This is a genomic window from Marinomonas sp. THO17, assembly GCF_040436405.1.
Classification (GTDB): Bacteria; Pseudomonadota; Gammaproteobacteria; order Pseudomonadales; family Marinomonadaceae; genus Marinomonas.
Genome location: NZ_AP031575.1, coordinates 2,002,172 through 2,024,290, shown reverse-complemented (window position 1 = coordinate 2,024,290; position 22,119 = coordinate 2,002,172). Strand labels below are relative to the sequence as shown.

The window sequence follows — 22,119 nt, the reverse complement described above, 5'->3', positions numbered from 1 at the left end:
CCGTACGTTTGCTTCGAGATGGGTTAAGAAATGCTTGTGAAGCTGTGTTGAAGCGTCTGTCCGAGAAAGGTTTTGCTGTGAATCGGTAGACTCTCATCCCAAGCGGGCTTAAGAAAAGAGTCGAAAACCCTTTATGAGCGTCTGGCTTCGCAATAATGGGAAGCACGATGGCGGCTGATCTAGTAGCGCTTTAATGAAAAGCTCTTTTGATCACTGGCACCTGCTTGATCCAGTAGAGTGAGTCGATAATTGCCAGAATCCAGATCATGAATCGAGATTTTTCTTTGCTTACTAGAAAGTAAGCGACCATTGAGAAGCCAATAGAAAGGGGCTTCCCCTCCCTCTGCTGTCAGTTGGAGAATGCGACTTTGTGACTTTGGAATTTGAAAGGCACTTTGATCACTCAAACCGCGAATTTTTACGCCTGATTGACTCACTATTTCACCAACAGTTTTGCATCTTGGATCCCATATTGGGATTCTGGAAGCTCTTCGTTGCTGTTTATCAAGCCAGTTATCAAGTGGCGCTGGCCAGACGGTAATAAATTTTTTGTCTGCACTAAGCTGACAATCAAGGTTTACTCGTAGTTTTGAATCTTTTGCTTGCCAATATTGAAACTGTGATTGGTCAAATGCTTGACTGGATTGTTTCGTGTTGTACCAAGTTTTAGGAATGGTTCTGTCTAGAATATAGGCTTCTCTAGATTGCTCACAAGGAACGGCAAACGCATCACCTTGTGGCCAGCAAATGCTTTGCTTAGACACTTGGCTTGGCATAGCAGGGAAAGGGCGTTGTTCGTTTATCAATTGGTATATAGCATTCAACAGCGGTACTGCGGTGACTTGTCCATAGTGACCAGGAATAGGTGTACCGTCGGGTCTACCTACCCAAACTCCCAAGGTGTAATCCTGATTCACACCAATAGCCCAGGCATCGCGATAGCCATAACTGGTCCCCGTTTTAATAGCTAAACCATGTGGCGCATCAGGGTTACCTAACAGGATTTTGCGTATTATCCAAGCTGCACCTTCACTCATTAGTGATTGCTGATGCTCTCGATCTAATGTACTGAATTTAAGTGTTCGCGCTTGGCCTTTGTTACCTAAACTGGTGTAGGCGTATATGAGTTCTTCTAAGTTGGTGCCTATACCGCCAAGAGCAATGGCTAAGTTAGGCTTGGCATTTTGGGGTAAGTGCAAATCAACGCCTGCTTTTATCATGTTCAGATAAAAATAGACGGGGTTCAATTGCTCCAACACTTGAACCGCAGGAATGTTGAGACTTTTTTGAAGGGCGCTGGTGACAGAAACTGGGCCGCTGACTTCACCATTAAAGTTAGCTGGCTGGTAATCGCCAAATTTTAATGGCACATCCATTAATAAACTTTCGCTGTGAATCAGTCCTTTATCCAAGGCGAATCCAAATATGAATGGCTTAAGTGTTGACCCAGGAGAGCGAATGGCTTGCACCATATCGACGTGAGCAAAGCGGCTATTATCACTAAAGTCCGCAGAACCTGCATAGACTCTGACTTTTCCTGTTGCATTTTCAACAATCATGGCCGCAGCAGAGACTTTTCTACCAATGGTTTTAACGTGCCCTTTGAGCAACTGGCTGACCTGACGCTGCCACTGTGGCTTGATAAAGGTGTTTATTTGAATATCAGCGTGAGATGTAATCAGCCTACGGGACAATAAAGGTGCTGATTGATAATGTTGCTTCGCTAAGATGGGGATGTCTTCAATTAATGCGTCTTCAAGACGCGCTTGAGACCACTTTTGCTGAGTGACTAAGCGTTGCATTAACTTATTTCTTGCGATCACGGCTCTATCATTATGGATATCAGGTCGATAGTAACTGGGTGATTGAGGCAGTACCGCTAACAGCGCCGCTTGGGCATCAGTCAGTTGCTTAACGGTATGACCAAAATAACCAATAGAAGCCGCTTGAATGCCTTCGTAGGTGCCACCGAAGGGAGCGTGATTTAAGTAGTAAGTCAGTATTTCTGCTTTACTGAAATGCCACTCTATTTGCAATGCTCGAACAATTTCTTTTGCTTTTCCCCATAGGGTGCGAGGTTCTGGATAACGTATACGAGCAACCTGCATGGTTAAGGTCGAGCCACCCGATATGATTCTACCTGAGCGAATCCATTGCCAAGTTGCGCGTATAAGAGCCAATGGATTGACGCCTGGATGTTGGTAGAAATACTGGTCTTCGTAGTTTATGAGTGCTTCTAAATAATTCGGTGAAACATCCTCTAAACGGACTGGAAAACGCCACACACCTTGTTGATCAGGAAAGGTTCTTAGGATAGAGCCATCATCGGCAAGAACGGTCTGGCTAAGATACCTTGAATTGAGGTCAACAGGCTTAACCAGATCGTAGACGAAGAAAGAGAAAATGAAGAAGAGGCCGGCCAGAGACAAAATGATCAATGGCCGGAAGCTCATCCAAAAAGCACGCATTATTCTGCTGTAACTTCCATGCTATCAAGGGAAGTACCTATTGCCCGATAATCAGGACGATACATGTCTTCCACGAATGGTGGGGAGACTTGATATTTGCCCGGAGTCACGGCTCGAGCCAGATAGAAGAGCGTTGTTTTCTTATTCGCTTTTAGGCTAATTGCTGCCACGTACCTATCATCACGAAATTCCTGAAAATCCATTTTGATGGTGCGGAAGTACTCACCAAGGGATTGTTGATTAATGACAATACCATCAAGGTCAACGCTAGCGTTTGCTAAGTTTTGATTCTCTAGCTCTAAGCCAGCAGGCAATAAGTCCACCACCAGTGCATCGGGGATAGTGAGTTCATGGGTGGTTGAGACCTCTAACCCAACGATGATCAAATCGCCGCTTTTCAGACGATTTGCCGTCATCACTTGTCCGTTTAGATCGTAATATTGGCGAGCAATGCTCAGCCCATTGCTTTCAGGCTGTGGCCCTTGTTTAGGGGCGCCTTGGTACTGCAAGCTAACATAAAGCGATTGATCTTTAGCACCTACAGACTTTAATTTTTCAAGCATTTCGCCATCAAAAATAGCGTTGAACGCTTGCTGTTTGGCGATGTTTTGTGTCCCGCTTGCTGTTTCAAGGCTGGCATGCCAAGTACTTTCTTTGTTTGAAAATTGACGTGCAACTTTCAACAGGGCAAGGCGTTCTTGCGTGCTTAACCTGCGTTTGTTTCTGAGACTGTTAATAATTTTATCGCTTTGATTGCCGTCATCTAAATCCGTTTCTAGTGCGACGGCAAGTTTTAAAGCCTGATCGCGTAAAACAGAGCCATAATCACGATAGTAAGCGTGCGCAGGACGCTCAAATAGATAAGCAAATTTCAGTGATTGCTCAGTTCGTGAAGCGTCGTTGAGCAAATGAAAAGCCCCAGCGAGATGCATCCAAGCGAGTCCAGAATTTTCGTATTTTGCTATGACGGTTTGTGCGAGAGAAAAAAGCGACTTATTTTTAATGGTTGCTTGATCATATAATCTGCGCACATAACTAAGGTTGATGGCGTTGGCTTTCGCTAACACATAGGCCGCGTAAGCACGATACGCAAATGTAGCGTAGGCTCTGTTTTCACTCCACAAGCTGTCGTCAGACTGGTTATTAACAAAATACTTCAATCGTTTTATGGCTTTATTAAGCATCGCCTCGTCGACAGCAATACCTTCATTGCGGGCATCAACCAGCAACTCGGTAGCATAAACACTGCCCCAACGAGATTCATATGAACGTGAGTCCCAATAGCCAAAACCACCGTTGCTCAGCTGCTTCGACTTTAAACTTTCCAGACCTTTGTGGATTTGTGCTAAACGGAATGATTCAGAATAGTCATCATCAAAACGTTTCTTGAGGTTGTCGGTAAGATTAAGTTGCTTCACCATCTCTTGGTCTGTCAGTAGCCAAGGATAAGTCGAGCTGGTTGTTTGTTCTAAACATCCATATGGGTATGCAAGAAGGTAATCAAAGTGGCTATTAAAATTGATGGCTGGACGATTTGATATGGTCAGCATCGCCTCAACGGTACCGTCTCTTAGAGAGCTGATATCAGGAGTAGGCGTCCATTTCTCGTTTGCTAAGATTGTTTTTCGTTCAACCTGAGTGGACCAAGGATAAGGGCTTCTTACGCCTAACTTCCATGTACGATGTATGTTGATTTCGTTGTTATTGGTAATGGTAAGGGAAATGACGCCCTGACCTTCACTGTCTTTTGCCTTGATAGGAATGGAGAAGACTTGCTTTTCTTTATCGGCAAGTTCAAGTGTCTGCGCAAGGTCTGGACTGTCCAACGCGCCATCAACTGTCAGCTTGATCTCAAGCTGTTGCTGTTGATCTGACAAGTTATGTAAGTCCAAGTTTATTTGGCTAGTATCCCCCATACTGAGGAATCTTGGCATGGCCATTTGCGTCACGATTTTGTCCGCGACTATGGTTTCTTGTTCAGTGCTTCCATAACTGTGATCACCATAAACGACCACCATCCACTTCAATCTTCCGTTGAAATTTGGCAGTTCAAAGTGAACGTCTGCTTCCCCATTTTTTAATGGAATAGGTTGACTTAAGAAAGACACGATTTGCACATCAGACTTTGGTTTGTTACCCCCTCGAGTTAGGCTGCCATCAGAGTCTTTAAAAGCGTCACCGCCAAATTTTTGTTCGAGTAAATCGTAGCCAAGGTTGTTGATTATGTCGCCATAAATATCTAAATAGGCGGATTCGAAACGTCGAGGCGCATAGAAAAATTGTTCAGGTTTCGGTGTCTTAAAGTTAGTAATATTCAGTACGCCTTTATCCACCAATGCGACCGTTGCATACAGTTTTTGATTGCCTAATTCCGCAAGGTTGGTCACCTTGATATGAGCAGATACGGTTTTATTCGGCTGTACTTTTTCTGCCGTCACCAGATCGACGTGGGCAACGGCATTAGGGCGTATGACGGAAAGGTGGGTAATGCCAAGGGCTCGTTTAGGCGACACTTCGCTCACTTGATCAGCCGGTGATAACACCATTGCTGTGATATAAAGATCATGTCGATTCCAGTCTTCTGCAATAGTCAAAGGAACCGTGTTGTCCCCTTTTTGAATATCATGTTGCAGACTTAATTGAACGCCATCCGAAGATTCGACATTGATAATGCCCTGACCCGCAGATGGGCTAATGATACGTAATTTGGCCAAATCACCCGCTGAGTAATGCTTCTTATCTAAAGACATGTGCAGCATGTCGGGTTTCAGATTCGTGCTCTGTTGGTGATCCCAGCTCCATTCTGTTTCAAATTCGAACTTGGTCACGGCGCCCAGAGAAGAAGTGGCCTCAAGTGTGTAATGCCCCCATTGAACGGGAAACTCTATTTTGCCAATGTCTTTATTTAAGCTAACTGTCTCATTGGCAACAACATAATCATGTGTATTGTAATTCCATTGCCAGCCTCGTGCGTTATCATATTCCCAGAAGTACTCGCGGTACTCGCGTGTCAAACGAAGCTTAACGATGTCATCAACGAGCTCGCCTTGTTGATTGGTACTAATAAGTTGAAAGGGTAAGGTTTGATTTGAAGCGGGCTTCTTTTCAAACATAGGTTGTATGCCAACCAATTTTTTAAAATTGGGCAGCTGAATAATCTTTTGGCTACGTGTCACAGGACGCCCACCAGAAGCATAGACACTGGCGCTAACCACATAAGTTAATGGCACTTCAACATTGGGGATATGATCCACAACGTGAATATTGCCCGCGCCCTGTTCATCTAACTTAATGGATGAGGTCTTGTAAGAGCGATTTGAAATACGTTGTTTAGCATTGCCAAAATAAAATTCTTTATGTTCTGGAAATGGCGTGGTCGATGGATAAACAGTCACGACCGCATCGGCTTTATTATGAGCGGCTGGCGCACCATAAAGGTAATCACTCTGAATCGGTACTAGGAAATGACCATTGGGTACGTATCGGGTCATATCTGGCTGATCATCGTAAAAAGACAGCGTTAACATTTCTGGTAGAAAGTCTTCTACTTTAAACCAATATTCATTGCTGTATTCTTCATCAATACTGACCATCAAACGCCAATTACCAGTGGGCGCATTCTCGTCAAGATTAAAATGGGTTTGGTATAGATTTGATTCATCCGCTTGCCAAGTGAAAAGTTTTTTTCGTTCACCACGGGCATCAAATAATTCCGCTTTTATGGGTAGATTCGGTACTTTATTACCGTCAAAATCGCGCAGAATTAAGTTGATAGAAACGGTTTCTCCTGGGCGATAGAGATCCCTTGGACCATACAGGTACATTTGGTATTGATTATGCAAAGTGGGCACATTTGGATAGGCCGATAGGTCGAGTTCACCATGACGTAGTGCTAGGTAAGTGATGCTATCACCATAACGCGCGACGACAAGGTTTGGAATATCGTTGGTATTGAGACGATAGCTTCCCTTGTTATCTGTTGTGGCGGTTTGCTTGTACGCAGACTGCACTTCCGTTTCTGGCCATAAAAACTCTAACTCTACTCCTGCTAAGGGCGTTGCCGTTGAAATGGTGTGGCTATAAATTTCTAATGAATCTTTGAATTTACGAGCGTGTAAGCCAACGTCTGTAATGGTGAAAACGGTGGTGTCATAAGTGTATTCGTATACCCCAGCTTTACGTAACACAGCGACATAAATGCCAGGAATGTTCTTCTCGACGATAGGGTCCAAATTTAGGTTGTATGTTACGCGTTGATTGGTGGGGGCATCATTTTCAAAACGTGCTGAATGGACCAGATCGGCATATTGACGAATACGATTGATGTTGTAGTAACTTTTGGTGCCATTATAGGACGTGTTATCGATAAAGCGTCCGATGTCTTCGTCTCTCACTCGAAAGACATCTATGTCTATTTTTGGCTGGTTGACGACGGTGACAGGAATGGCGCGCTGAATACTGCCAACCAAGAAAGTTCCTGATCCGGTGAAACTTGCTCCAGGCTCAATTTTACGCGTCGTCAAGCTCTGCTTAAAAGCACTCTCTTTATCATTCACTTCTTCTAAGCGATTGCCTTTTGTTGAGGTGAGTTGGTCAAGAACTTGAATTGTGTAAGTTGTGCTAGGTTCGACAAAAGGTAATACCCATTGACGCCCCTGGTTTTGTGGTATCCAAATATTGTCATTAGACGGGGGGGGAGTGACTAAAATGGAATCACCCAAATCGAATGATGGATCGATTGCTTCCGTAAAACGTATGACCAATGCGGGAGCATTATCCTGGGTTGTTTCACTGATATTAGAAATATAAAAATTGGCTGCTTGTAGGCCAGATGAAACCACCAACGAAATCATGAAGGTGATATAAAATTTGAATGAATTCAATTTCATGCGACTCCCTGTATATTACATTCGCACGAAATTCTATGGCAAATGTGAGCTACCTTCAACTAAATATGTTATTGCCAGTATTAATGAACATACATGTCGTTCTAGTATTGGGCGTTATGGTCCGTTCTAAAGACCGGCAGCTTGCGCCAAGCCGCGAAGCTTTAGTAGCAAGCGCCAAGTAAATGAGAATGGATTTCTGCTTCAAAGAATTTAGCATGACAAATCGACTCCCACTTTAAGAATGACTTAATTCATTTAAAACATCATAAATTTAGGCCTCAAAGACGGGTAATAAAAAAGGGACAATATGATAAGAAGTTATCCCTTTTTATTAATCCATATAAGCGAAGTGCTAAGGCTTAGCGATTTTTTAGATAATTTAGCATGGTGTCAGCATCGGATACCTCAAATGGGTCGCTTGGCGCATCGTCTTGGTAACCCGGTTCTGTAAACAGTTGCTTAATTTCGCCGTTTTCAACGTGCATAGCATACCGCCAGCTACGCATACCAAAGCCTAAGTTTTCCTTTTTCACTAACATGCCCATTTGACGAGTAAAGTCGCCATTACCGTCTGGTAGTAAGAAAACATTTTTGGCATTTTGGCTTTTCCCCCATTGAAACATCACAAACGCATCGTTTGCTAGCCATTTGCGCCAGTCAATTACTTTGGCCGTTTGTTTGCTACGAGATGGCTTAAGAATTGCTTGTGGATATCTATTGAATCGCTTATCAAAACTAGACAGTTTGACTGTAAACCAGTTGGCCATAGGATGCTGTTTTCAACAAGACGATATAAATAAACGACACTTTTAAGGTGATCAGTTTTAAAGATACTTTGCGTAAACTGGCAAAAAATTTTTAGAGTCATTGTAGAATTGCATTACGTGAGTGTGAGTTGAATGGAGTAAGTATGAAGCTTATCAATAAGTTTGCTTTGCTGTTGATTGTGATGACCTTGATTGTCTCTGGTTTAATTTGTCTTTCTATTGAGCTTCTTAAACATAACTTAATAGAAGCTCGAAAACACGAAATACAGTCCATTCTGAAGTTTACTGTTAGTCAGGTGCATCCTTATATTGAACAACAAAAAAAGGGTCAATTGTCTCTTCAAGAAGCGGAAGATAAAGTGATAACACTTTTATCGAGAGCAAGATATGACAATTATTATATCTGGGCGAATGATGCTAACGGCATTGCACGGGTGCATGTTAAAGATTCGGTTCTAGGAGCTTTTCAAGCGTCTTATCCTAAATATGTAAATGCTATTACGCAGCAATCCCCCATTTTTTTTACCACAGGTGAAAGCAAAAAACCTCACTCGGATGCTTTATACGTTAAAGTGAACGGTATGACATTATTGCCTGATTGGCGATGGATGATAGGAATTGGAGTGTATATAGACGAATTGGATAACATTCTCTCTCCTACTATTCTATTGCTGGTAATAGTAGGAGGCATTTTATGGATTCTATTAGCCCTAGTATTGCTATGGTTTTATTTTAGTACGTTAAATTTGGTTGGTCGAGATCCTCAGCAAGCTCTGACAATATTGCGCAGGGTAGAGACAGAAGGTATTGAACATTTTATTAGGGATGAGTTTAACAAGGGAAGTTTGTTATCACTGGTTCAAGAGCGTTTTTATCAATCTCAACAGATTTGCGATGAGGTACAAGATATAATGCAGAAAGTAACGACGCAAAGCTCCGTACTTGATGAGTCTTTGCGATCTGTCTTGGATGAGCAGAAGACCACACAAGCTAAAGTGGAACACTTGATTGCCTCGCTGAAAGACAATGGCTCGCTTACTTTTGAAGGTGAAAGTCTAGTATTGCAACTTGTTGAATTAATAAAAAAATTATCTCAATTGACAAAAAGTAGCGGTGAACTAAAGCAAAATCTTGTTAAAGCAATAGATGAGATGGAGCTTCTGGACAGTTAAAAAAATGACTTTGCCCTAATTTTTATTACTGATATTTTCTAGAAAAGCATTATTCATAAAAGGTTGATTCCTTAGCAGTGTATCGAGGGTGGTCGCTTCAATTGCTTTAGAATATAGCCACCCTTGTCCTATCGCATTGCTGGTATGTTGCAGTAGATAATTTACTTCTTCAATCGATTCAATACCTTCAAATACCAGAGTGACATCGAGGTTACTGACTAGATGAAAAATACTCTTCAAAGTAATTTGATTAACCGTTTGTGTGCCAATAGATTGAATAAACATGCGATCAATTTTTACTTCGTTAGGCTTAAAGGCCGTTAACCAAGAGAGATTTGAAAAGCCAGTACCAAAGTCATCTAAGGAAATTTGATAACCTTTACGAATAAAGCGCTTGGTTGCTTGTTTGAGAGTATCACTTTGGGCCGCTGAACGCTCTGTTACTTCAAAGGTAATTTGCTCAGGTTTAATCTTATGCTGTTTCACTTGTTTTTCGACGAAAAGCAGGAAGCTTTGGTCAGTCAGGTCTTGGATAGATAGATTTATGCTCAGAGTAAAATCAGGCTTTGCACGCAAAATGTGTTGCATTTCCATTAGGTTTTGACTGAATAATTGACGAGTTAAAGGTGTGATTAGCGCATTTTTTTCAGCGCAAGCGATGAATTGATCGGCTGGTACTTGTCCTAGTTCTTTATCTTGCCAGCGTGCTAAGGCTTCAACACCAATGATTTTTCCTGTTTTCAGTTGAATCTTAGGTTGATAGAGTGAATAGAATTGTTGATGTTTAAGGGCAAGTTTAAGGCGATACTTCATAGAACGACGCTTTGAATGAATAAAAATCCATTGAAAAATCAATGAAACACCCATCAAAGCTCCTAGCAACATACCACTTAGCCACTGCCAGAGGCTCATATCAAAGATACCAATGCTTTTGTCTATGCCGGATATACAAAAATTAAAACCGGCAGGACACATGGTAAGAGTAAGTATTTGATTAGTTTGAAAGAATGAAAAGGATTGCGGTGCTGTTTGTATGGCGTCAATGGCTTCTTGATGAGTCATATCATCAAAAATATGAAAAATTTGCTTGGAGTATTTGTCGTAAAGGACGCCTCCAGTGTTGTGCATTTGACGAGATAGTTCCAAAAAAATAGTGGGAGAAGACACAATAAATACATTGGAAGAACTTAAAATATCGCGCATCTGACCTGTGTTAAAAATGTTGGATAACTTAGGCCAAACTTGTGTCAATATACCGTTATGGATCATAGGGTCGGGTAACTGGATTGGCGGAGTAAACTGTCCCCATAATGCGGAGCAAATAAGTTTATTGTCTGGTGTGATGCGCCCTAAGTCTTCAATGTAGGGATAATGTAAGACGAGTTTTCGTAATTGATTTAAATCCTTCGTAGAGCAAATATCCACCGAATTTTGTACCTGTGCGACACTTCTTCTCATTTGAAATACGGCTTGTTTTGTTCTGTAGTTAATAACATTGATGTAGTTTTCGAGAGAACGTGCTTCTTGATAAAGACAGTATTTATGGTGAAGGTAGAGAGAGAGAAAAATCGACGATAACAGACATAAGATCATTTTTTGCCAAGAAGGCAAAAAAACAGATCTGAATACCCAGTCCAATTGATTAGACTTTTGCCTTAATAAATTTAGCACCTACTGAAAACGATCCTACTAAAGGTGAAAAAAATAGAAATATGCAGTTAAAGAAGGCGCGAATAAGTTCACTGACTTCCTAAATCCATTAAACACGAAATCTGTTACATAAAAAAGATTAATCAACTCCTTAGTCTTATTTTAGTTAGATCAGAATGGTAAGTGTATTTTTAGAGGGGAATAACAAGACATGCCTTTTCGTTATAAAAAGTCTGGTATTTGACCTAATAGAATATTGCGTTAACTTAAGGAAGGAGATTTATATGGATATAATGGGGGATTAGAGCAAGGCAGGAGCACCTTGCCGTAGTCAGTGAACTTATTTGTACCTCTTTAAACATTACCGCAATATCAGACTCTTGTGTTTTGAAAAAACACTTTCATTGAGGGACATCAAATGAATTAGCATTTAAGAAAACCTCGTGTTTGTAAAAAACTCAGCATGTGCTGGCGTTTTTTCTTTTGTACAGCAAGGGCGGTTTGTTCAGACCAGTTACTTTGTTTTTTATTGCTGTCGCGACCAGCATAATAGGCTTGCATTTGTGCGTCATAGGCTTCGACGTCAGCCGCGCAACGTGAGGCATCGTATTGGCCTTTGTGCAAAATACTAGTGACGGGCAGGCGAGGCTTGATTTCAGGTTCTGCGTCAGGGTAGCCCAAACAAAGACCAAAAATGGGATACACTTGATCTGGTAAAGCTAATAGATCCACCACTTGTTGAGGGTCATTGCGAATACCGCCAATAAATACCGCACCTAAACCGACAGATTCTGCCCCTAACATGAGATTTTGCGCCATAAAGGTGGCATCCGTGGTAGCGGCGATAAAATGTTCAGTTTGACCTTCCAGTTTGCCAAGGCCTTGCTTTTGGCTGCAATATTCCACTCGGGTTAAATCGGCACAAATAACGAGAAACTCTGCTGCCTGTTCAATCCACTTTTGGCCCCCTGCTAAACTGGCTATGTGCCGGCGATGCTCAGGTTGAATGACTTGAACGATGGAATAGGCTTGGATAAAACTCGATGACGCAGCGCCTTGTGCCGCCTCAATTAGCTCTTCCAACAGCCTGCTGTCGATGCTTTGATCGGTATATTGGCGAATCGACTTATGAGATTTTTGAGCTTGCAGAATAGGGTTCAAATGTCATTACCTCCAGTGAACTTGTTCATCTCGTTCCCCAAGTCTGAACCCTTTTGGCAAATTAATGAAGACTCAGTTTTTTCATATTAATGATATGTCTTGCTGGCCACTTCTCCCCATAAATTTTCAATACGTCGGTCGCGTCCGCAGCTTGATCGATAAAAAGCATAGCGAATTGGATTTTTAGTGTAATAGCTTTGATGATATTCCTCCGCTGGATAGAATTCATTGGCAGGCAAAATAGGTGTGACTATGTCAGCGGAAAAAGGTTTGGTTGACTTTACTTTAGCCAGTGATGCTTCAAATACCGCTTTTTGTTCCGCGTTTTGATAAAACATGGCGGTTCGATAAGGAGTACCTTTGTCACAAAATTGACCATCTGGGTCTGTCGGGTCTATGGTTTTCCAAAAATACTCAGCCAGTGCGTTTAATGAAACTTGCTGATCATCGAATAAAATGGTGACGGCCTCGAAATGACCTGTTTTGCCTACAGAGACTTGTTTGTAGCTTGGGTTTAGGGTGTGTCCACCTGTGTAGCCCGAGATAACATCGATGACGCCAGGCACCATTTCAAAGTCAGATTCCACACACCAAAAACAACCACCTGCCACTATCATGCTCTGTTGCTCTGCTTGTACTGATGGCGTCATTGTCACAGACAAACTTATCCCTGCAGTTAACGCTAATTTATGAAATAGAGTGATAGAACTTAGATGCTTCATTTTTATACCTCATGTGGTTTTCTTATTTTTTACCCATTAAATTTGTGATAAGTGCTTGTTTAGACATGATTCAAGCCCATAATGAATTAAGTATTTTTAATAACCATAGAGAATAGACGACCTAGGTCTAACATTTCTTACAAAGTATTAATAGGAAAGTAATATGAGTGATGACAATAAGCAGGAATACGTACCACCGAAAGTTTGGCAATGGCAAAGTAAGAGTGGCGGCCAGTTTGCTAATATCAATCGTCCAATTTCAGGGGCAACACATGATAAGGTTTTGGAAATAGGTAAGCACCCACTTCAGGTACATTCATTGGCAACGCCTAATGGTCAAAAAGTTACCATTATGTTGGAAGAACTGTTGGCAATGGGTATTCAAGAAGCGGAATACGATGCTTATCTTATTAACATTGGTGAGGGCGATCAGTTTTCTTCAGGTTTTGTTGATATCAACCCGAATTCAAAGATTCCTGCTTTGATGGATCACAGTACCACGCCACCTACTCGCGTCTTCGAATCGGGTTCAATTCTTCAATATCTGGCGGAAAAATTTGATGCGCTGGTTCCAAAAGATCATAAAGCGAATACCGAGTGCCGTAATTGGTTGTTCTGGCAAATGGGGTCAGCGCCTTATTTAGGTGGTGGCTTTGGACATTTTTATGCCTACGCTCCGACAAAAATGCAATATCCAATTGATCGTTTCACGATGGAGGCCAAGCGTCAGTTGGATGTATTAGACAAGCATTTGGCTGAACATACCTACTTTGCTGGTGATGAATACTCGATTGCTGATATCGCTATTTGGCCTTGGTATGGCAATTTAGTATTAGGTAATTTGTACAATGCTGCTGAGTTTTTAGAGGTTACCAGTTATACGCATCTGTTGCGTTGGGCAAAAGCCATTGGACAGCGTCCGGCAGTGAAACGAGGTAGTCTGGTAAATGGAGCGCAGTTACACGAACGTCATGATTCTAGTGACTTCGATGGCCTCGACTTGGGTTAGCCATTAAGGGGATTGGACTCTAGGGCTCTGTTGATAAGGGGAGTGCTTGATCTGCCTTTATCAACAGAGCAATTCTTTGTGCCGACATGGGTTTAGCAAAGTAATAACCTTGCCCATATTCACATCCCATTTTTTTAACAATATCAACCTGTTGTTGTGTTTCAATGCCTTCAGCGATGACAGAACTATTGAAGTTTCTTGCCAATTGAATGGCAGCGGAAATCACCGCCCTTTTCTTCGTATCTTGCTCGACACCTTGCATAAATGATTTATCTATCTTGATAAAATTCACATTTAAGTGACTGATGTAAGAAAGAGAACTCATCCCAGTTCCAAAGTCATCAATCGCAAGTTTGATGCCCGCTTGTTTGAACTCATCCAAACGCTTAAAAATGTATTCTAGATTTATGCTAATAGAGGATTCGACCAGTTCGATTTCTAGCATGTGTGAAGGGATAGCATGTTGTTTTAAGAGCGATAAGGTAAAATCCAGTAGCTTAGGATCCAATAAACTAAAAGGCGAAATATTGATGGCAATGGGTAACTCGATACCTTGTTTTTGCCAGATGGCTAGCTGTTCTATTGCTTGTTTAATGATATAGCGACCAAATTCTTGAATGCGTCCGCTTTGCTCGATTAGTTCAATAAAGTGATAAGGATACAGTACACCATGAAGAGGATGGTGCCAGCGTGCTAAACCCTCAACCCCCGTAATTTTATAGTCATTTAATGATACCTTGGGCTGATAATCCAATTTGATACGCTGTGCACTGAACGCGTCTTCCAAATCGGCTCGCAGTTCTAAGCGTTTTGCACCTTGTGAATTGGTATGCTTGCTGAAAATACTCCAGCCTTTGCGGCCTTGTTTAGCATCGTACATGGCGGAATCTGCGCACAATAATAGAGTCTCAAAGTCCTTAGCATGTGAAGGGTAATGAGCAAAACCAATGCTGGCTCCAGTATTGATGTACAGATGATTGATCATGACGGGCTCATTGCATGCCACGATCAGCATTTTCGCTATGTTTTTGGCAGTTTCTATGGGCGTATTTGGCGACCAGACAATGAACTCATCGCCACTTATCCGAAACAGAATCTGTTGTTCCGTTAGACTGGCAGAAAGTTTTTTGGCAACAGATTGGAGCAATTCGTCACCCGCTGCGTGCCCAAAGGTGTCGTTAACTTCTTTAAAATTGTCTAGGTCAATAACAAATAAACAACCTTCCTTTATTTGCTTTTCTTGGTTTTTGGTTGACCTTGCTGAATTGGTCTGATGACGCATAAACCGACTCATCACCTGATTGAGATACAAACGATTAGGCAAATTGGTTAAAGAGTCATAAGTGGCTAATTTTCGTAAAGCGTCATTTTTTTTGCTGATCTTGCGATTTATCCATGATGAAATGCTCAATGCGAGCCAAATGGCCAACCAAAATACAAACAGGGAGGTGATGAATAACCTTTTTATAATATAAGACAAAGTGTCATCAAGGCTTTGAGATTGAATAATGACAAGGGTTTTATATTGGCCTGTGTGACCAAACTGCCATAAGAATTTACTTCCTGAAAAGGTCTCTACTCCGTTTGGCATAGAATGGTCAAAGGCGTCTTTGCTATTGAGTTGTTGTTGGATGGCGTTGAACAAGTGTTGAGCATCTGACTCAGAGATACCATGGCGCTTAGTCCAAGTTAACTTTTTGCCTTCTACGTGAACATACAGGGTTGGTACGGATACATGATGATGCAGATACACAATGTTAACAAAGCGCTCCAATTGCTGGGAAGAGAGCTGAGAATCTTGTTCAATTTCTGACATCAGTATCATGGTTTGCTGATGCAATGCATTCAGCTCGGTTTTAAGACCTAAATCGACGGCGAGACGATAAGACACCGTAATGTAAATGACGGAAACAAAAAATGCCATAGCCAGACAGCCTAAAATCAGCTTGAGCCTCAGGGATTTGCCTTGATCTAGTTCTTTAAAATCTGACATGCGTGAAGTGTTATTCTGGTTTACGAGTACTGATGTTTGCCAGGTGATAAATAGGACACCAACCAGTTGCGAGTGATATCAAGTTGAGCGCGCCAAATACGCCAAGTAATATTTCCACTACTGGCTCTTGTAGGTAGTCGCCATTAAATGCAGCGAAACTGGTCACTGTTACGCCAATAAAGCCGCGTAATGAACGATCAATAGCATGCAGATTTTTGTTCATTTTAATCTCCTTTCCACAAGTGGATTACCTTCACTATATGAGATTGTTTAATATGTGAACAAGAAGTCTATTGTAAGAAATTGAATCTGAGTGTAAGAAGTTGGAAGTTGATAATAAAATTCAATCGATACTAGGTGGCGAAGCGGTTAGTCATCGTCTAGATTTAAAGAGTGAGTTTTTTAACTCGACATATTTGCCCTCTGGCAAACAGTGATAAAAAAAGCCTACTTAAACGAGTAGGCTTTTTTTGTTTATTTTTCAGCAGATTCATAGGCGCATTTCAATGCCTGCGTCAGCCATACGCTGTTTCGCTTGCTGGATGCTGTACTCGCCAAAGTGGAAAATACTGGCGGCTAAGACGGCATCGGCTTTGCCTTCGGTAACACCGTCAACTAAATGATCCAGATTCCCAACACCACCGGAGGCAATGACTGGTACATGAACCGCTTCGCTGATGGCGCGTGTTACGCCCAAATCAAAGCCATTCTTGGTGCCATCTCGGTCCATGCTGGTGAGGAGAATTTCACCAGCACCATAGTCGACCATTTTTATCGCCCATTCAACAGCATCTAACCCCGTTGGCTTGCGGCCACCGTGGGTAAAGATTTCCCATTTGTCTGGTTCGCCTTCGGCACTGACTTTTTTGGCGTCAATGGCCACCACAATGCATTGTGATCCAAAGCGTTGCGCGGCTTCTCGAACAAACTCTGGGTTGAATACGGCGGCGGTATTGATGCCCACTTTATCGGCACCGGCATTCAACATGCGACGAATGTCGTCACAGGTACGAATGCCGCCACCCACTGTTAAGGGAATGAAAACCTGAGCCGCAATGGCTTCCACCATATGAACGGTCGTTGCGCGATCATCCGAGCTGGCGGTGATATCAAGGAAGGTGATTTCATCGGCACCTTGTTCGTCGTAGCGTTTGGCAACCTCAACTGGATCACCGGCGTCACGGATATCAACAAATTGCACGCCTTTTACAACGCGACCATTATCAACATCCAGACAAGGAATAATTCGTTTTGCTAAGCCCATATTGGTTCCTAATAGTGCAATGCTCTGTGTGCGTTACGCTTTGCCATCCCAATGGATGAAGTTTTTGTAGAGTTGCAAGCCGTCTTGGTGGCTTTTTTCGGGGTGGAATTGCACCGCGAACACATTATCACGCGCCAGTGCTACACAGAATTCCAAACCATAGTCGCAGGTTCCGGCCACTTCATTTTGGTGACTGGGTACGACATAATAGCTGTGTACAAAGTAGAAGCGAGCATTGTCTGGAATGCCGTGCCAAAGAGGATGATTAATTGTTTGTTTGACCTGATTCCATCCCATGTGTGGCACTTTTAGTTTGCTGCCATTGTGATCCTTGTGGTCATCACCAAAAAACAAGGCGTTGCCTTCAAAGTGATTTAAACAATCCACACCGCCGTTTTCTTCACTGTGTGACATCAGTGACTGAATGCCCACACAAATTGCCAAAAATGGCTTTTCTTGCATGGCTTTTTGAATACTGGGGACCAAACCTGTGTTATGCATTTCACCGATACAATCACGAATCGCCCCAACACCGGGCAACAAAACCCGATCGGCCGCATCAATAACTTTTGGATCGCTGGTGACAATCACTTGGGTGTGTTCGTCGGCAACGTGTTCTAGCGCTTTGGCAACCGAGTGCAGGTTGCCCATGCCGTAGTCGATGACAGCAACGGTTGATGTCTTTACTTGGCTCATTTTTTCGTCCTAAAACAACTTGGCTTACAAACAACCTTTAGTGGAAGGCATTTGACCAGACATGCGTTCGTCTACTTCCAACGCCATGCGCAAAGCACGGCCGAAAGCTTTGAATACTGTCTCGGCTTGGTGGTGGGTGTTTTTACCACGTAAGTTGTCTAAATGCAGCGTCACTTTGGCATGGTTAACAAAGCCGTGGAAAAATTCAGAGAACAAGTCCACATCAAAGTTGCCAACGGAGGCTCGAGTAAAAGGCACGTGCATCTCCAAGCCTGGACGACCAGAGAAGTCAATCACCACACGGGACAGCGCTTCATCTAACGGCACATAAGCATGGCCATATCGCTTGATGCCTTTTTTATCGCCTACAGCAATCTCAAAAGCTTGTCCAAGGGTAATGCCTAAGTCTTCTACTGTATGGTGAGCGTCAATGTGAAGATCGCCAACCGCATGAATGTCTAGATCAATTAAGCCATGACGAGCTACTTGCTCAAGCATATGGTCAAGGAAAGGTACGCCTGTGACGCAGTTAAATTTACCGGTACCGTCTAGATTGATCGACACCTTGATCTGAGTTTCAAGCGTATTACGCTCGACACTGGCAACGCGATCGGACATTGATTGGATTCTCCACAGCAGGTGGCGACTGACCGCCACTTTATTAACATAGTGCGCCTATTATAGAACGAGGGCTCGTTAGCGGCTATGCCTTGAGGAGAGGTTTTTTAATGAGTTCTGCCTATTGCATCGATTAAGACTGGTTAGCAGTGGTATCATGACATCTCCCATCTTGTTCATTGCGGGTGTTTTTTTGTTATCAATGGCGCGTGGTTTGGCGTTGAATAGGGAAGCTTATATATGGTTTGGTTAAAACGAGTGTTTTATTTATTGCTCATTCTCTTTGGTTTGTTGGGAGCGGCATTGGCGTATCTTGGTTTGTTTGTGAACCCTAACGATTTTAAGGACGAACTAAAAAGCCTAGCACTGGAAAAAGCCAATATTCATCTACGCTTAGACGGTGACATCCGATGGTCATTTTTTCCTTGGTTAGGGCTGCAATTGGAAGACATAGGTGTGGCTTTAGGGGGACAAGCTGAGGTGGTGGAGTTTGGACGAGCAGAATTTGGGCTAGCTATTTTGCCATTGTTCGAGCGTCGCATTCAGGTTGATAAAGTGAATCTGATGAACCTAAAAGCTAACTTGGTGAAAAATACCCAAGGGCAAGGCAATTGGCAATTTAATTTACCAGAGACACAAGTGTCTCAAATGACTTCAGCTCAAGTGACAGAAAAAGGCGCCAAAGCAAACAATACGACCGAGATAACAAGTGTACAGAACACTTCGACTTCTGATACTCAATTTACCATTCCAGACATTCAACTCGATGAATTACGTATCGAAAACGCGCAGGTCAGTTACCGTGATGAGCAAAGCCAACAATGGATACAGGCTCAGTTGGACGTGCAGTTGCAAGATGTGCAATGGCACAAGGCTTGGCCTATGCAGCTGCAAGTCAAGGTTACGCAAAGTGATTTAAGTGGCGCGCAAACTCTGCAACTGGAAGCGGATGTCAAAAGTTTGCTGACGGTTTTTCCTGAGCGAGAGTCCATGCAGTTTGAAGGTATACAAGTTAACGCCACAGTGGCCTCAGAAAACCTGCTGTCCAGTCCACTCGAAGCGAAACTCAGTGCAGCTAAAGTGAGCTTGGATTTACCTCAAGAAAATGTGTTAGTGGAGGGTTTGGCTCTCAGTGCGTTGGGGCTGGATATGGATGCAAAAATTGATGCTTACCAAGTGATGAGCGCACCGCAGTTCACTGCCAGCCTAGCCTTACATAGATTTAATCCACGTTTGCTATTGAAAAAATTGGATCTGGCGGTACCTGAGATGGCCGATGAAACCGCTTTTACTAGTGTGAAAGCCGATCTCGCATTGGAAGGCAGTTTGGATAATATCACGGCTCAGCCTATCTCAATACAGCTGGATGACACTAACATGGAAGCCAATGCGGTGTTATCTTTGTCGCCTTTACGCTGGGACATTAAACTTGCCGGTGCCAATTTGGACTTGGATCGATATTTGCCACCACCAAGTGAAGAGGAAGCCGTCAAGCTTGAGCAAAATATCGCCAGTACAGAACAAAAAGCCAATAGTGAATCGTCAAGTAACCATGTTACCTCAGCCGCGCAGCAATTCACACCAGCGGAACTCATTCCAGTGGAACTGATTCGAAGTCTAAACGGTCATCTTGGTTTGGTGTTTGATAACATTAAAGTTAGCAATCTGAGCATAGATAAGTTGGTATTGGACAGTACACAACATCGTGGTTTAGTAAAGGTTGCTCCTTTGCAAGCGAGCCTTTACCAAGGCAAGGTATCGGCCCTGTTAACGCTTGATGCACGTGGTGCCGTACCGAGTATGGATATTCAACCAGCCATAGATGGCGTGCAAATTCAGCCTTTGTTGAAGGACTTTATGGACATGGATAAGCTGGCTGGAGCCACATACTTAAATGGTGAGCTAATGAGTCAAGGCAAGAGTCTGGATGCCTTGATGTCATCCCTGCAAGGGGATCTCTTGGTTGAAATCAAACAGGGCGCTTTAGTGGGCACCAACTTGACCAAAACCGTGTGTGAAGGCATCGCCGCTACGCGCAAAGAAAAAATCAATGGTACCCAGTTTGGTGAGGATACGCCGTTTGAAACGTTACGTTTCCCGGCCAACGTACAACAAGGAAAGGTTTCTACTCCAGGTTTGGCGATTCGCTCAGCGGGTCTGCAAGTAACGGGTGATGGTGTTATTTCCTTACCGAACCGAATGCTTGATTATCAAGCCAATGTTGGTATTGCGGGCAGTCAGTTGGATGATGCCTGTCGAGTCAATGAAACCTTATCTCAACTGACTTTTCCGATTGTTTGTAAGGGTCAGTTCAATGATGCTCCCGCGAGCTTGTGTCGTCCTGATTTGAAAGGCTTCGGGCAGTTATTTGCTAAGCTTGCTAAGCAAGAAGCGGCGAAAAAATTAGCGGTGGAAAAAGCCAAACTTGCGGCGCAATTGAAACAAAAAAAAGCGGAATTGAAGTCCGAATTAGCGGCGCAGCGTAAAGCGGAGGAAGCGCGCTTAAAGGCAGAATTGGAAGCCAAACGCAAAGCGGAAGAAGAACGTCTCAAAAAGAAAGTGAAAGAGAAACTTAAAAATCTATTCTGAGTGAAAAATCCTCGGAATAGCCATGTTGTGAGAACAGAATGCAACCAGTTGAACAATTTGCGCCCAGAGTCCTTGCTTGGTTTGATGAACATGGACGCAAGAACCTGCCTTGGCAGCAAAATAAAACCCCTTATCGTGTATGGATTTCCGAGATCATGCTTCAGCAGACGCAAGTGACGACTGTGATTCCGTATTATCACAAGTTCATGACGTCATTTCCAACGGTAGAGGCGTTAGCCGCTGCTCAACAGGACGAGGTGCTGGCGCACTGGAGTGGCTTAGGCTACTACGCCAGAGCGCGAAATATGCACAAAGCTGCGAAAATGCTGGTGGATGAATTTGATGGAGAATTTCCGGCAAGTTTGGAAGCTGTGTGTGAACTGCCGGGCATTGGGCGTTCCACGGCGGCGGCTATTTTGTCCATTTCTCGTGGTACGCAAACGGCTATTTTAGACGGCAATGTAAAGCGTGTGTTGGCGCGCTTTCATGCGGTCCCTACTTGGCCAGGAGAGAAGAAAACTGAACAAGCTATGTGGGAATTGGCACAAGCCTATATGCCGAGTGAACGTTGCGGCGACTATACTCAGGCCATGATGGATTTGGGGGCCACCCTATGTACTCGCAGTAAGCCGCAATGTTTGTTGTGCCCAGTACAAGACGATTGCCTCGGTCGGCGCTCTGAAGACCCTACCCAATACCCCGTTCGTAAACCCAAAAAAGCAATAAAGCCAGAGAAAGCCACGCAAATGCTAGTAATGATCAATAGTGCGGGAAATATTTTGCTAGAAAAGCGCCCAGCCACTGGCATTTGGGGTGGGTTGTGGAGCTTACCAGAACTGGCTTCCGATGAGTCTGTTTATATGCATGCGGAACAAAGGTTCGTGACCAAGTTGTCGTCTGTAACCCCATTGTCATCCTTCCGCCATACCTTTAGTCATTATCACTTGGATATTTCTCCCAGTCTGGTGTCTTGTGATGAGGTGAATTTAGTCGCTGAAGGCGACAAATATCAGTGGTTTACCTTGTCTCAAGCCCTCGCCTTGGGCTTGCCCGCGCCAGTGCGTAAAATATTAGAAAACAGTGACTTAGTATAACAACTAAGAACGAATCCGATAGGTAGC

At 43.2% G+C, this 22,119-nt stretch carries 15 protein-coding genes; 4 read left to right on the top strand and 11 right to left on the bottom strand.

Going from position 1 to position 22,119, the window contains the following annotated elements; translation table 11 throughout:
- Positions 1-179: 179 nt before the first annotated feature.
- The 3 genes from pbpC to ABXS85_RS09615 all read right to left on the bottom strand — a co-directional run bounded on the left by pbpC (position 180) and on the right by ABXS85_RS09615 (position 8,124).
- Positions 180-2,468, bottom strand: coding sequence for a penicillin-binding protein 1C (gene pbpC / locus ABXS85_RS09625; protein WP_353666313.1), 2,289 nt, complete (start codon positions 2,466-2,468; stop codon positions 180-182).
- Positions 2,468-7,357 (bottom strand): alpha-2-macroglobulin, encoded by a 4,890-nt coding sequence (locus ABXS85_RS09620; RefSeq protein WP_353666312.1) that lies wholly within the window; start codon positions 7,355-7,357, stop codon positions 2,468-2,470. Before ABXS85_RS09620 ends, pbpC begins: the two co-directional genes overlap by 1 nt.
- Before the next feature lie 359 nt (positions 7,358-7,716).
- Positions 7,717-8,124, bottom strand: coding sequence for a redoxin family protein (locus ABXS85_RS09615; RefSeq protein ID WP_353666311.1), 408 nt, complete (start codon positions 8,122-8,124; stop codon positions 7,717-7,719).
- Positions 8,125-8,267: 143 nt separating this feature from the next.
- Here ABXS85_RS09615 and ABXS85_RS09610 point away from each other — a divergent pair, with 143 nt between their 5' ends.
- Positions 8,268-9,296, top strand: coding sequence for a cache domain-containing protein (locus ABXS85_RS09610; protein ID WP_353666310.1), 1,029 nt, complete (start codon positions 8,268-8,270; stop codon positions 9,294-9,296).
- Positions 9,297-9,311: 15 nt separating this feature from the next.
- On the opposite strand, the gene ABXS85_RS09605 is transcribed toward ABXS85_RS09610, so the two are convergent.
- From ABXS85_RS09605 to msrA, 3 genes are all read right to left on the bottom strand, one after another.
- Positions 9,312-10,889, bottom strand: coding sequence for an EAL domain-containing protein (locus ABXS85_RS09605; RefSeq protein WP_353666309.1), 1,578 nt, complete (start codon positions 10,887-10,889; stop codon positions 9,312-9,314).
- Between the two features lie 480 nt (positions 10,890-11,369).
- Positions 11,370-12,107, bottom strand: a complete 738-nt coding sequence (gene nfsA / locus ABXS85_RS09600) for an oxygen-insensitive NADPH nitroreductase (protein WP_353666308.1) — start codon at positions 12,105-12,107, stop codon at positions 11,370-11,372.
- An 86-nt stretch (positions 12,108-12,193) separates the two neighbouring features.
- On the bottom strand, positions 12,194-12,829 hold the full coding sequence (gene msrA / locus ABXS85_RS09595) for a peptide-methionine (S)-S-oxide reductase MsrA (RefSeq protein ID WP_353666307.1): 636 nt from the start codon (positions 12,827-12,829) through the stop codon (positions 12,194-12,196).
- 163 nt (positions 12,830-12,992) lie between these two features.
- On the opposite strand from msrA, the gene yghU reads away from it, so the two are divergent.
- Positions 12,993-13,838, top strand: a complete 846-nt coding sequence (gene yghU, locus ABXS85_RS09590) for a glutathione-dependent disulfide-bond oxidoreductase (protein ID WP_353666306.1) — start codon at positions 12,993-12,995, stop codon at positions 13,836-13,838.
- 19 nt (positions 13,839-13,857) lie between these two features.
- Here yghU and ABXS85_RS09585 read toward each other — a convergent pair whose 3' ends face one another.
- The 5 genes from ABXS85_RS09585 to hisB all read right to left on the bottom strand — a co-directional run bounded on the left by ABXS85_RS09585 (position 13,858) and on the right by hisB (position 18,409).
- Positions 13,858-15,762, bottom strand: coding sequence for an EAL domain-containing protein (locus ABXS85_RS09585; protein ID WP_353666305.1), 1,905 nt, complete (start codon positions 15,760-15,762; stop codon positions 13,858-13,860).
- 79 nt (positions 15,763-15,841) lie between these two features.
- Positions 15,842-16,054: a DUF2892 domain-containing protein gene (locus ABXS85_RS09580; RefSeq protein WP_353666304.1), complete on the bottom strand. Its 213-nt coding sequence runs from the start codon at positions 16,052-16,054 to the stop codon at positions 15,842-15,844.
- 267 nt (positions 16,055-16,321) lie between these two features.
- Positions 16,322-17,095 carry an imidazole glycerol phosphate synthase subunit HisF gene (hisF, locus tag ABXS85_RS09575; protein WP_353666303.1) on the bottom strand — a complete coding sequence of 258 codons (774 nt, stop codon included), beginning with the start codon at positions 17,093-17,095 and terminating at the stop codon, positions 16,322-16,324.
- Positions 17,096-17,128: 33 nt separating this feature from the next.
- Positions 17,129-17,791, bottom strand: a complete 663-nt coding sequence (gene hisH, locus ABXS85_RS09570; RefSeq protein WP_353666302.1) for an imidazole glycerol phosphate synthase subunit HisH — start codon at positions 17,789-17,791, stop codon at positions 17,129-17,131.
- 24 nt (positions 17,792-17,815) lie between these two features.
- Entirely contained in the window at positions 17,816-18,409 is a 594-nt protein-coding gene (gene hisB / locus ABXS85_RS09565) for an imidazoleglycerol-phosphate dehydratase HisB (RefSeq protein WP_353666301.1), read from the bottom strand.
- Positions 18,410-18,649: 240 nt separating this feature from the next.
- Here hisB and ABXS85_RS09560 point away from each other — a divergent pair, with 240 nt between their 5' ends.
- Together ABXS85_RS09560 and mutY are read left to right on the top strand one after the other, a co-directional pair.
- Positions 18,650-20,998 (top strand): AsmA family protein, encoded by a 2,349-nt coding sequence (locus tag ABXS85_RS09560; RefSeq protein ID WP_353666300.1) that lies wholly within the window; start codon positions 18,650-18,652, stop codon positions 20,996-20,998.
- Between the two features lie 38 nt (positions 20,999-21,036).
- Positions 21,037-22,092, top strand: coding sequence for an A/G-specific adenine glycosylase (gene mutY / locus ABXS85_RS09555; protein ID WP_353666299.1), 1,056 nt, complete (start codon positions 21,037-21,039; stop codon positions 22,090-22,092).
- Positions 22,093-22,119: the final 27 nt, after the last annotated feature.

Excerpts from the sequence above, each read along its gene's own strand:
- mutY (WP_353666299.1), top strand. The coding sequence starts at position 21,037 with ATGCAACCAGTTGAACAATTTGCGCCCAGAGTCCTTGCTTGGTTTGAT.
- ABXS85_RS09580 (WP_353666304.1), bottom strand. The coding sequence starts at position 16,054 with ATGAACAAAAATCTGCATGCTATTGATCGTTCATTACGCGGCTTTATT.
- ABXS85_RS09620 (WP_353666312.1), bottom strand. The coding sequence starts at position 7,357 with ATGAAATTGAATTCATTCAAATTTTATATCACCTTCATGATTTCGTTG.
- ABXS85_RS09610 (WP_353666310.1), top strand. The coding sequence starts at position 8,268 with ATGAAGCTTATCAATAAGTTTGCTTTGCTGTTGATTGTGATGACCTTG.
- hisB (WP_353666301.1), bottom strand. The coding sequence starts at position 18,409 with ATGTCCGATCGCGTTGCCAGTGTCGAGCGTAATACGCTTGAAACTCAG.
- ABXS85_RS09585 (WP_353666305.1), bottom strand. The coding sequence starts at position 15,762 with ATGGCATTTTTTGTTTCCGTCATTTACATTACGGTGTCTTATCGTCTC.
- ABXS85_RS09605 (WP_353666309.1), bottom strand. The coding sequence starts at position 10,889 with ATGATCTTATGTCTGTTATCGTCGATTTTTCTCTCTCTCTACCTTCAC.
- yghU (WP_353666306.1), top strand. The coding sequence starts at position 12,993 with ATGAGTGATGACAATAAGCAGGAATACGTACCACCGAAAGTTTGGCAA.
- hisH (WP_353666302.1), bottom strand. The coding sequence starts at position 17,791 with ATGAGCCAAGTAAAGACATCAACCGTTGCTGTCATCGACTACGGCATG.
- pbpC (WP_353666313.1), bottom strand. The coding sequence starts at position 2,468 with ATGCGTGCTTTTTGGATGAGCTTCCGGCCATTGATCATTTTGTCTCTG.
- ABXS85_RS09560 (WP_353666300.1), top strand. The coding sequence starts at position 18,650 with ATGGTTTGGTTAAAACGAGTGTTTTATTTATTGCTCATTCTCTTTGGT.
- hisF (WP_353666303.1), bottom strand. The coding sequence starts at position 17,095 with ATGGGCTTAGCAAAACGAATTATTCCTTGTCTGGATGTTGATAATGGT.
- ABXS85_RS09615 (WP_353666311.1), bottom strand. The coding sequence starts at position 8,124 with ATGGCCAACTGGTTTACAGTCAAACTGTCTAGTTTTGATAAGCGATTC.
- msrA (WP_353666307.1), bottom strand. The coding sequence starts at position 12,829 with ATGAAGCATCTAAGTTCTATCACTCTATTTCATAAATTAGCGTTAACT.